9 protein-coding genes and 1 pseudogene are annotated in these 12014 nt (G+C 38.0%); 5 read left to right on the forward strand and 5 right to left on the reverse strand.

Annotated features, from left to right (window positions below):
- Positions 1-144 precede the first annotated feature (144 nt).
- Positions 145-666: a hypothetical protein gene (locus tag PWU04_RS11650; RefSeq protein WP_274476283.1), complete on the forward strand. Its 522-nt coding sequence runs from the start codon at positions 145-147 to the stop codon at positions 664-666.
- Between the two features lie 116 nt (positions 667-782).
- Here the strand turns inward: PWU04_RS11650 and PWU04_RS11655 are convergent, their stop codons facing one another.
- Positions 783-1508 carry a DUF4197 domain-containing protein gene (locus PWU04_RS11655; protein WP_274476284.1) on the reverse strand — a complete coding sequence of 242 codons (726 nt, stop codon included), beginning with the start codon at positions 1506-1508 and terminating at the stop codon, positions 783-785.
- Positions 1509-2054: 546 nt separating this feature from the next.
- Between PWU04_RS11655 and PWU04_RS11660 the strand changes: the two genes are divergently transcribed.
- On the forward strand, positions 2055-2633 hold the full coding sequence (locus PWU04_RS11660) for a hypothetical protein (RefSeq protein WP_274476285.1): 579 nt from the start codon (positions 2055-2057) through the stop codon (positions 2631-2633).
- 105 nt (positions 2634-2738) lie between these two features.
- A complete protein-coding gene (locus tag PWU04_RS11665; RefSeq protein ID WP_274476286.1) occupies positions 2739-6158 on the forward strand; it encodes a methylmalonyl-CoA mutase family protein in 3420 nt (1139 codons plus the stop codon).
- 76 nt (positions 6159-6234) lie between these two features.
- Here the strand turns inward: PWU04_RS11665 and PWU04_RS11670 are convergent, their stop codons facing one another.
- Positions 6235-7617, reverse strand: coding sequence for a DUF5723 family protein (locus PWU04_RS11670; protein WP_274476287.1), 1383 nt, complete (start codon positions 7615-7617; stop codon positions 6235-6237).
- Between the two features lie 392 nt (positions 7618-8009).
- Here PWU04_RS11670 and PWU04_RS11675 point away from each other — a divergent pair, with 392 nt between their 5' ends.
- Positions 8010-8558: a sigma-70 family RNA polymerase sigma factor gene (locus tag PWU04_RS11675; protein ID WP_319946483.1), complete on the forward strand. Its 549-nt coding sequence runs from the start codon at positions 8010-8012 to the stop codon at positions 8556-8558.
- On the opposite strand, the pseudogene PWU04_RS11680 reads toward PWU04_RS11675, so the two are convergent.
- Positions 8555-9511: pseudogene (locus tag PWU04_RS11680) on the reverse strand (YpdA family putative bacillithiol disulfide reductase). The gene PWU04_RS11675 and the pseudogene PWU04_RS11680 overlap by 4 nt on opposite strands.
- Positions 9511-10770, reverse strand: coding sequence for an MDR family MFS transporter (locus PWU04_RS11685; RefSeq protein ID WP_274476288.1), 1260 nt, complete (start codon positions 10768-10770; stop codon positions 9511-9513). The pseudogene PWU04_RS11680 and the gene PWU04_RS11685 overlap by 1 nt, the downstream one beginning before the upstream one ends.
- Positions 10771-10994: 224 nt before the next feature.
- Here PWU04_RS11685 and PWU04_RS11690 point away from each other — a divergent pair, with 224 nt between their 5' ends.
- On the forward strand, positions 10995-11597 hold the full coding sequence (locus PWU04_RS11690) for a DUF1684 domain-containing protein (protein WP_274476290.1): 603 nt from the start codon (positions 10995-10997) through the stop codon (positions 11595-11597).
- Here the strand turns inward: PWU04_RS11690 and crcB are convergent.
- On the reverse strand, positions 11594-11965 hold the full coding sequence (gene crcB / locus PWU04_RS11695) for a fluoride efflux transporter CrcB (protein ID WP_274476291.1): 372 nt from the start codon (positions 11963-11965) through the stop codon (positions 11594-11596). The genes PWU04_RS11690 and crcB overlap by 4 nt on opposite strands.
- Between the last annotated feature and the right edge of the window lie 49 nt (positions 11966-12014).

Raw genomic sequence — 12014 nt, forward strand, 5'->3', positions numbered from 1 at the left:
ACTAATTCAACTAACCAAGAGAAAATTTGTCTCTTATTTGTTTGATACAAATATCTGTTAATCATTGAAAATCAATGTTATGTTAATATTAGCTTTTTTTTAAAAAATATTCAATAGTTTTAATTGATAATCAATGTTTTAAATATGTTTTCAAGACTATTCTTTCCGTTCATTTTTATTTCATTTTTAAGCTTCTCACAGGGATTGAATTCTAACAAGTGTAATTGTTGTTCTGAAGTTTATAAGCAATTTGATTTCTGGGTTGGCGACTGGGTTGTTATGAAGCCTGATGGTAGTAAAGCCGGGGTCAATACCATTGTTAAGCAACAGGATAGCTGTGTATTGCAAGAGCAGTGGATAAGCTCCAGGGGGAATTATACAGGGACAAGCTATAATTTTTATAATGGTCAATTAAAACAATGGGAGCAGATTTGGATAGATAATCAAGGGGGAAGTTTACACCTAAAAGGGGAGCGTAAAGGAAATCTAATGATACTTAGGTCTGACGAACTTGTTAATGCTGATGGCAAACCATTTTTTCATAGAATTACCTGGACAAACAACTCTGATGGTACGGTAAGGCAACTTTGGGAAACCATTACCGAGGGGAGTGAGATCCAGATTTTGTTCGATGGATTGTACACAAAGAAGATTTCTGCTGAGTAGTTGCTCTGTCAATTCAAGCGAAGTCGAGAATTATTTCTATAGTGATTATTAATGATTTCGACTCCGCTCAATCTGACAAATTGATGTTTAGTTCCCACTTTAGGGGGAAGATTAGTCTAGCTTTTGTTGTCCTGTAATGCAAATACTTTTCTTAATAGGTCGGTACTTCTCTCGCTAACCTTATTTCTTATGTCTTTTTCTTCAACCGAAATCATGGTGAACACACCTTCAAGGGCTTCATTGGTTACATAATCCGTTAAGTCTGGATTTACATTTTGGGTAAACGGAACCTGATTGTATTTAGTAATTAGGTTGTTCCATATTTTATCGGCGCCAACCTTACGGAATGATTGTTTAATCACAGGATTGAACTTAGTGTAAAGCTGTGTTTGTGTTCTTTGCTGTAGATAATGTGTAGCGGCATTATCCCTGCCCATTAAAATGTTCTTAGCATCGGTAAAGGTAATGTTGTTTACAGCACTCACAAAAATAGGGGTAGCTTCCTTTACAGCGTCTTCGGCTGCACGGTTTAAAACCTTTAGGCCTTCATCGGCAAGATTACCCATTCCTATATCTCTTAAGGTTTTGTCAACTTTCTGTAGTTCTTCTGGAAGGAGGATTTTCACCATATTGTTTTTATAAAACCCGTCGGTAGCAGTAAGTTTTGTTACTTGATCGTCAATACCTTTATCTAAAGCTTGGCGTAAAGCTGCTGCGATGTCGGTATTGGTAATGCCCATTCCTGTTTGTGTAAGGTCTGGTAATTGGGTGGCCACTTGTTGTAACTCGGCACAGGAACATAAGCTCAATGCTAAAACAGAAGTTAATATGGTCTTTTTCATAATCTGGAGATTTTGGTTTTGTAGTTTTCAAAAATAGGGAATAGGATTTTAAGTTGACCCAATAAAAGTTTGTCTTAATTTTAAATCTTTACATTAGTGTTGTTAACCAAAGTTCTAACAACCAATGAAACCTGCAAAACAACAAATTACATTGACGCTTTATTTTTTGTTCAGTGCGATTTCACTAACACTTGTTTTATGTTTTACGGGAGACTCTATAGTTAAAGCTGCCTCTAGAGGGCTTGGAGCTTCAATACTTTCTACTCCAACATTGAATTTTTTGGTTATAAAACATTAGTGTGAATCTATGTAGTTTCCGCATACACTACGAAAATCTCTGCTCTAACAGAAGACGGTCTCATGTCGGGCTGTACCCTCTCCTCATGATGATAGCGGGATGTGGTGTTATTGAAAACTGAACCCCAAATTAACAAACCACTTATACAATACTGATTAATAATTTGTAACTTTAAAAAACAGAGCATCACCTCATTGTATTTGATTAAATTTTGCTGTTCGATTAACTTAAAATAAAGGCAATCCAATTTGGAAACACCAGTATTACATTGTGTATTTATCATGGCTAAAGCCTACAAAAAGCAACTGCTTCTTTCTTACAAGGAAGCAGTTGCTTTTCATTCACTATTGGAAAGTATTATTAAAAACGAAGTGTTATTAGTGAATACCAATATGGGGGTAGAGGTCTATTATCTGGCACCTCGCCAATACGATTTGGTTGTAGAGGAAGGCTTTGGGTTATACATCTTAAAGCAAAATCGTTCACTAAGCGACTTTCGTATTACCAGTTGCCATAATCCAGAGGAGATAAAAGCCTTTGTAAAGCACTCGCTTCGTTTGCTTTCTGCCATGCCTCAAACAGCTTTAAGTTATTCCAAGAGTTTGTTACATCAGCTAAACGACAAATACATTAAACACTCCTTAATTATCAGTGCCTTGTTTGTTATTTGGCAAGAAGCCATTATCGAGTTGAAAGCCAGCCAGATTTACTCTAAACGTTTGGATGAGTTTCAATATAGTCTTCAGGAGCATTTTTTATCTGCTAAGTACGAACCCCTTTTCAAGGATTTACTGATGGAGGCCATATCGGCTGCAAGGAGTAACTAACCTATTTCTTTCGAGTGTTCAAAAGTGTGAATACTACCTATCCTTACCTTAATTTTTTCAAGAAATGCGTAACTTGCAGCTCTTTAAAAAAGTTGATAAAAGGAAATGGAACAAATTGCACCTTACAAACCAAAACATAAAGTAAGAATTGTTACTGCAGCGTCGCTTTTCGATGGGCACGATGCAGCCATAAATATCATGCGCCGTATTATTCAAGCTACAGGCGTTGAGGTGATTCACCTTGGGCACGACAGAAGTGTGGAAGAAGTGGTGAACACAGCCATTCAAGAAGATGCGAATGCCATTGCAATGACTTCCTACCAAGGAGGACACAATGAGTATTTCAAATATATGTACGATTTACTTAAGGAAAAGGGAGCCGAGCACATCAAGATTTTTGGTGGCGGTGGTGGTGTAATCCTTCCTGAAGAAATCAAGGAGTTGATGGATTACGGAATTACTCGTATTTACTCACCAGATGATGGTCGTGAGATGGGGCTTCAAGGGATGATCAACGATTTGGTAATGCAATCGGATTTTGCCATTGGAGAGTCGTTGAACGGAGAAGTAAAGGATTTACCAAATAAAAATCCTAAAGCTGTAGCCCGTGTGATTTCATCGGCTGAGAACTTTCCACAAGTGGCGAAAGATGCGTTGGAAACCATCCACAAGAAAAATAAAGATTGTAAAACTCCAGTGTTGGGAATTACAGGTACCGGTGGAGCCGGAAAATCGTCTTTGGTAGATGAGTTGGTAAGACGTTTTTTAATCGATTTCCCTGAGAAAACCATAGGTATTATTTCTGTAGATCCGTCAAAACGTAAAACAGGAGGTGCATTGCTAGGAGATAGAATCCGTATGAATGCAATTAACAACCCTCGTGTATATATGCGTAGTTTGGCAACGCGTCAATCAAACTTGGCCTTGTCAAAATATGTGAACGAAGCTGTTGAAGTATTAAAGGCAGCCGAGTACGACTTGATTATTTTGGAAACTTCAGGTATTGGCCAGTCCGATACTGAAATTCTTGAGCACAGTGATGTGTCGCTATATGTAATGACACCGGAATTTGGTGCGGCGACACAGTTGGAGAAAATAGATATGCTTGATTTTGCCGATTTAGTTGCGATTAACAAGTTCGATAAGCGTGGTGCCTTGGATGCTTTGCGTGATGTGAAGAAACAATACATGCGTAACCATAATATGTGGCATGCAGATCCAGACGATATGCCTGTATTTGGAACGATTGCTTCTCAGTTCAACGATCCAGGAATGAACTCATTGTACAAATCGATTATGGATACTTTGGTAGAGAAAGCAGAGGCTAATCTAAAGTCTACTTTCGAGATCACCAAAGAGATGAGTGAGAAGATTTTTGTTATTCCACCGGCAAGAACACGTTACCTTTCTGAGATTTCAGAAAATAACCGTGCTTACGATAAGACAGCTGATGAGCAAGTTGATGTTGCGCAAAAGCTTTATGGAATCTACAAAACCATGGAAACCGTTTTGGGTTATGCGCCTAAACTAACGCGTTCTGGAGTAGATGAAGAAGCTTTGGAAGTAAGCGAAGACAACAAACTGTTGATGGACCTTCTTAAGAAAGAGTTCGACAGAATGAAAATGAACCTTGATCCATATAACTGGGAAGTAATTACCGGTTGGGATGAAAAGGTAAACCGTTATAAAGATCCTATATATTCCTTTAAAGTAAGGGATAAGGAAATTAAGATAGAAACACACACAGAATCATTGTCACACACTCAGATTCCTAAGGTGGCGCTTCCAAAGTACCAAGCTTGGGGAGATATCTTAAGATGGTGTTTGCAGGAAAACGTTCCGGGTGAATTCCCATATACTTCAGGATTATATCCGTTCAAACGTACAGGGGAAGACCCTACACGTATGTTCGCCGGAGAAGGAGGACCAGAACGTACTAACCGTCGTTTCCACTATGTGAGTTTAGGTATGCCAGCTAAGCGTTTATCAACAGCTTTCGACTCGGTGACTCTATATGGTAACGATCCAGACCACCGTCCGGATATCTACGGAAAGATCGGTAACGCAGGGGTGTCTATCTGTTGTTTGGACGATGCTAAAAAACTGTATTCAGGGTTTGATCTTGCTGATGCAATGACATCGGTGAGTATGACCATTAACGGTCCTGCACCAATGTTGTTAGGATTCTTTATGAATGCTGCCATTGACCAACAGTGTGAGATTTACATTAAGGAAAACGGACTTGAAAAAGAGGTAGAGACTAAGATTGCTAAAATCTATGAAGGAAAAGAGCTCCCTAAATACAACGGTGAGCTTCCTGAAGGAAATGATGGTTTAGGTTTGATGTTGTTGGGTGTAACCGGAGATCAAGTTTTACCTGCTGATGTGTATGCTGATATTAAGTCAAGAACTATTGCTCAAGTACGTGGTACGGTTCAGGCGGATATCCTCAAGGAAGATCAGGCTCAGAATACCTGTATTTTCTCTACTGAATTTGCTTTGCGATTGATGGGAGACGTTCAGGAGTACTTTATCGATAATAACGTTCGTAACTTCTACTCGGTATCTATTTCGGGTTACCATATTGCAGAAGCGGGAGCAAATCCAATTACCCAATTGGCGTTAACTCTTGCCAATGGATTCACTTATGTGGAGTACTATTTGTCAAGAGATATGGATATCAATAAGTTTGGGCCAAACTTGTCGTTTTTCTTCTCTAACGGTATCGATCCTGAATATGCGGTAATCGGTCGTGTAGCACGTAGAATTTGGGCTAAGGCGTTGAAGCATAAATACGGTGCCAACCCAAGAGCGCAGATGTTGAAATACCACATCCAGACTTCAGGACGTAGTTTACACGCACAGGAGATTGATTTCAATGATATCCGTACTACCTTACAAGCGCTTTATGCGATTTACGATAACTGTAACTCATTGCATACAAATGCTTACGATGAAGCTATTACAACACCTACTGAAGAGTCTGTACGTCGTGCTATGGCAATTCAGTTGATTATCAATAAAGAGTTAGGGTTGGCCAAGAACGAAAACCCTATCCAGGGATCGTTTATTATCGAAGAACTTACCGACCTTGTAGAAGAAGCGGTATTGACAGAATTTGACCGTATTACAGAGCGTGGTGGCGTACTGGGAGCAATGGAAACCATGTATCAGCGCTCTAAAATTCAAGAGGAAAGCTTGTACTATGAGACCTTAAAGCACAACGGAAAGTTCCCAATTATCGGGGTAAATACGTTCTTGAGTAGTAAAGGATCACCAACTGTAATTCCGGCGGAAGTTATCCGTGCGACTGAAGAGGAAAAACAATTCCAGATTAAGACCTTGGAAAACCTCAATGAGCGTAATGCAGCTGAGGTTAAGGAACAGTTGGCAGCGATTCAGCATGCCGCTATCAACAACCAGAATATTTTCGACCAGTTGATGGAAGCAACTAAATTCTGTTCGCTAGGTCAAATTACCAATGCTTTGTTTGAAGTAGGAGGACAGTACAGAAGAAATATGTAAGCTAAGCTTAATATCATAAAAGTAAAAACGCCACATTTTCTAATGTGGCGTTTTTTGTATCTCATTATTTTTGAGATTATGACTTTTTACCCTGATAGATTGGAACTTTAAGTCCGAAGTAAAGATCGATTTCTTTAGATTGATCTGAAATAAGGTTTGATAGTACAGAGCCAGATCCAACAAACAATGGCCCAAAACGCAATCCGGCACCCCAGGAGAATCCACTGTATTTCATTACGCTTGCAGGCGAATAAAAGCTAAACCATTTGGTTTCAAATCTAGGGGTAAGGGTTATGGCGTTTAGAGAATTGGAAGTGTTTAAATTATCTGCCGACCTCATGGAGATATCTGAGTTCAGGTTTAAATAAAGTTTTTTGTGTACATTCCAGTCTATGTTAAGGTGTAGTGCAGTTGGTAGATGAGCTTTTTCTCCCTTATTAGTTTCTGTAAGGGTGTAAAAAGTATCCAGAGCATCCTCAAAACCATCAGTATCCTCGAAAGCGTCTTCGTTAATGGTGTTGGTAACATCATAGGTGCTCTCGTTAAAACCTTTATATGTTAGGCTTCCCAAATCGGTTACCGACACGCCAACTTTTAAGATGTACTTATTTTGGTTTTTAAATGGAGTAGTGCTTAAGGAGTCTTTTACAAACTCTTTTCTACGGTATTCGTAGACAAAACCAAGGTCAATTCCTAAACCAGAAGCATTTCCGTTTGGCTCATAAGTGTTGTCAAAATCGTCAGTATCAAAATTGCTGCTACTCCCGTAAATAATGTTACCGCTACTTTCAATGGAGCCTGTAGTTTCGGTTGGTGAAATTTGAATACCATCGGCGTCGTAATTTACAGAAAGGTTTTCTGTTTTAATGTAGCCGTTTCCCATACCATATAGGTATTTTATGGATGTTCCTCCTTTTATGAAATGACGATCCTTATTATACAGTATCAATCCATAATTAACACCGACTTCTACCCATGAATTCGATGTAATTAGAACATTGTTGTTTTCAGTTATAAAGTCATCTTCAGATTCAATATCGTCAGCGATGTAAGACAATAGATCGCTATCAATACCAAAAACATTAATGTTTGACCTTCCTCTAGAGAAAAATCCAATGGAATGGTTAGGCAATAGGTTAAGCATAAATGAAGGCCCTAAAATATCAATATTAACAAAGCCATTTTGGCTATCGCCAGGGAAGGTTTTGGCCTGCTCGTTAAAATCGTAGTTGTTTTGGAGAACCTCTTGGAAACTAACGCCATAGTAGTCATTTCCAGCCAAACCACTAGAACTTATTATATTCGTCTCTGATTTAAAACGGGAGTCCACTACATTGGCAGGGTTTAATAAGGAACTGTGGATACCACTGTAGTTGTCGGTCAAAAATCCAAGGTAGGATTGAGCTTTGGCGTTAATTGAAAATAAAAAAGTAATACCAAGAGCTATAATGTACTTCATAGTTAAGTTTAATTATTGGTTTTTGTGGGCAAATATTTTCAGAATAAATTTCTTATTAAACTTTTTAAATTGCTTTTCGATAAATACCAAATTACTTCGACCAAATGAGTAAAGCGTAAATCTAAATTTTATTTTAGGCTACTTTTTATTTCTTTTTTTGCATCTTTTTTACATCTTTTCCGTCTATTAGATGGATACAAAATAAATCAATCATGAAAAATACTGAATGTACTTGTAATTGCGAAGCTTGTAAAAAAGGAAACTGCTCTGGCTGTACCTGTACCAATTGTACATGTTCTAACTGTAATTGTTAAACGTTATTAAAGACTAAGAACACGGAAATTATTCGTATTATAAGGAATAAGGTAATTTTCGTGTTTTCAATATGGTTTATGATGGACACAAAACAAATATGGGATTTATACAGTGATGATCTTTATCGATTTATTAAGAGTAAGGTGAGACATCTCGATATTACTGATGATTTGCTCCAGGAAACTTTTATAAAAATCCATGCCAATAATGAAACCCTGAGAGACGAAAGTAAATTGAAGTCATGGTGCTTCAGTGTCGCTCGCTATACTGTTATCGATTATTTTAGGAAGCAGGGAAAAGCAGTTGCATTTGAAGAAAATGATATTCAGGACGTTGATTCGGAACCAGTACCGGCACATACAGAGGTGGATTGTTTGCATGGCATACTCAAAACATTGCCAGATAAATATAGAACCCCCTTATTTCTGTCGGATATTAAAGGGTTGAAGCAAAGTCAAGTAGCTGAAAAACTAGACTTGCCATTGCCTACCGTCAAATCACAAATTCAACGGGCAAGAAAACTCATCACTCAAGGGTATATGGATTGTTGTGATTTTAGTATGAACGAAAAAGGTCAATTGGTAGGAGAAATTAAAGACAAAGAAGCGTGTATAGTTTGTAGTTAAGCTGTAATGTGATTTACAATAAACTTCGCGTGTACTCGTGAATTTTCAATAAACCATTTATGGGTTTCCATACCACCGCAGATTACACCAGCTAAATAAAGTCCGGGAACATTGGTTTCCATGGTTTCTGGATTATAAGTTGGAATGTGGTTATCATCTTCAGATAATTTAATTCCCATCTTTTCTAAAAATTCAAAATTTGGGCGATATCCAGTAAGTGCTAACACATAATCATTTGGGAGATGTATTATGCTATCTTTAGTTTTAACAACCACTTGTCCTGGAGTAATCCCAATAACTTTAGAGTCAAATTAAGTAGTAATACTTCCTTCAGAAATACGGTTTTCTATATCTGGCTTTACCCAATACTTTACCCGTTCACCAATAGTATTTCCTCTAACAACCATGGTGACGTTACCACCTTTACGCCATATTTCCAAAGCCGCGTCAACAGCCGAATTACTCGCGCCAATAACTACTACATTTTGCATACTATAAGGATGTGCTTCCTTGTAGTAATGCTTAACCTTATCAAGGTTTTCTCCGGGGACATTCAATAATTTGGGGATATCGTAGAAACCTGTTGCGATTACCACGTTTTTGGAGTGGTATTCTTGCTTTTCTGATAACACTGAAAACCTTCCGTTTCTTTTCTCAATGTTAATTACCTTTTCGTAAAGGTTGATGTTTAATTGGTTGGAAGTAGTTACACGTCTATAATATTCTAAAGCTTCATCGCGATTGGGTTTTGGGTTGTTGCTAATAAAAGGGATATCATCTATTTCCAAGCGTTCTGAAGTGGAGAAAAAAGTCATGTTTAATGGATAATTGAAAAGGGAGTTGGTTAAGGCTCCCTTTTCAAGAACCACATAGTCTAAGTTATGTTTTTTGCATTCCAATGCACAGGCAATACCAATAGGGCCTCCTCCAACTATTAAAACATCTTTTGTTATCACTTTACAGTCGATTTTTTGGTTTCCAAAATACGTTTGTTCGATCTGTTAACTGCCTGTTGCAACCACAACAATAGTCCACAACAACAAACAGTCAAGGCTGTAATAATAAACCAAGTTTTATTAAATCCCAAATGGTCTACCAATTGCATACCAGTATTGTGCCCTAATATATGGGATACCGAAAAAGCAATGCTGTACAAAGCCATATATTCCCCTTGTTTCCCTCGTTTGGAGCGCTCCATGGCAAAAGCATTGGAAAACGGAAAGGCCACCATTTCCCCAAACGACATAAGTAGGATACCTACAACCAAAATGCCTGCCCACGAGAAAAAGTTGAGAATTAAAAAGCTGAGCCCAGTTAAAATGGCTCCAATAAGCATTAATCTTACTTGTGAAAAGCTGCTATTTTCAAGCCATTTTATCAAAGGCATTTCAAAAACAAAAACTAAAAATCCATTAAGCCCTAGTAATAGGCCAATATCAAACTCACTTAAGGCATGAGCTTCTTTGTAGTAAATAGGCATTGTGGAGAAGTACTGTAAGAAGATCACACCAAAAAGCATCATAGCTGTTAGGAAAACAAAGTAAACCTTATCGCTATAAGCTGATTGAGGATTGTGGTTAATCTCATTATCCAACACTTTCGCTTTTTTAGGGTGTAGTACTTTTATGAGCAACAAACCAGCAAGGGCACATGTAATACCGTCTACCCAAAACAATCCGCCGTAATCCAATGAAGTAATGATGATCCCTCCAAGAGCGGGCCCTGCAGAAAAACCAAGGTTTATGGCAAGTCTTATCAGTGTAACCGAACGTGTTTTATTTTCCGGTTTACTATAAGCGCTTAAAGCTACAAACATGGCCGGCCGAAACATATCGGCAATAGCCATGACCAGAAAAATACCAATACATATGGAAGTAAAGCTATTGAGAAACTGAAGCAGTACAAATAACACCCCTGTACTTAAAAGACTCATCACCATAATTTTGTAAAAACCAATAGAATCGGTTAGCTTTCCTCCCAACCATGATCCAACAACAGAACCTAAACCAAAGGCACTCATAATCCACCCAACATCGGCCAAAGTGAAATTGAGACTTTGTGTTAGGTAAAGAGATAAGAATGGTATAACCATGGTTCCGGCTCGGTTGATTAGGGTTACCAAAGCCAACCACCATACTTCCTGAGAAAGACCGCTAAAAGTATTAAGGTACGGCCTGATGATACCTGAGAATAATAATTTGAATAATTTCATGATTCTGTTGGTTACTAAAAACAAAAAGTCCAACGCTAACGTTGGACTTTGCAATATGGTCTTATTAATAGTACGAAACTATAACACACCACAAGGCCCAAGCATTGCATAACGCTTATAGGTTTGTTGATATGTGACAGTAATTCGCGACATGATTTCTTTTCTGTTCTTCAAAGCTATATAAAAATCTGATTCGTTGTATTTTTGAAATGAAAAAAATAAGCATGAGGAATTTTCTTTTGATAATTACAATGGTATTCTTGACAGGGTGTAAAGATGATAAACGTCCGATAACAGGAGTGACTGATTTTCAGCGCAAATTAAACGCATCGTTCAAGGATGCAACAACATCTCCGTTAAAAGATAAAGATCGAAAGGAGTTTTCCGGTTTGGATTATTTTCCGGTAGATTCCAGTTATGTAGTTATGGCTCGATTAGAGCGTACACCAGAAACCGAGTATTTTGAAATGCGCACCACAACCGATAGGATATCTCGCGAACGAGTTTATGGAGTGTTGCATTTTAATTTAGAGGGAAATGCCTATAAATTGAACGTTTACCAAGGTGAGGGAAATCTATCCAAAAAAGGATTTGAAGACTACTTGTTTTTGCCTTTTCTAGATCAAACCAATGGAGAAGAAAGTTACAATGGAGGTCGTTATATCGATTTAAGGACTCCTCAAGGTGATAGTATTACCATTGATTTCAACACAGCATATAATCCATATTGTGCCTATAACGAAAAGTATTCATGCCCAATTGTTCCTAGGGTGAATTATTTGCCTTTAAAAGTTGAAGCGGGAGTAAAGGCCTTTAAAAAACACTAAAGCCCTTTTACAAAATAAAGCCCTAGAAAGACAGCAACAAGTCCGAGTACTATACTTCCAATGGTGTAAAAGGCAAAATGAGTTAAGTCGCCAGACTTTAGCAAAGTGTGGTTTTCAAAAGCGAAAGAGGAAAAGGTGGTAAAGCCACCGCAAAATCCAGTAGCCAAAAGTAAGGTTTGGTTTTCGGTGAGGGTATTGCTTTTGAATGCAAGCCCCAAAATCAAACCAATAAGGAGACAACCAAAAATATTCACTGTAAAAGTGCCATAGGGAATTTCGGATGGAGTGGCATTAAGGTATTTGCTGATAACATAGCGTAGCACACTTCCCAACCCACCACCAAAAAAAACAAGAATAAGTTGTTTCATACGAGCGAAGATAAATAAAAAACGCCATTCGGATTTAATCGAATGGCGT

This window comes from Mangrovimonas aestuarii (genome assembly GCF_028767185.1).
GTDB classification, from domain to species: domain Bacteria; phylum Bacteroidota; class Bacteroidia; order Flavobacteriales; family Flavobacteriaceae; genus Mangrovimonas_B; species Mangrovimonas_B aestuarii.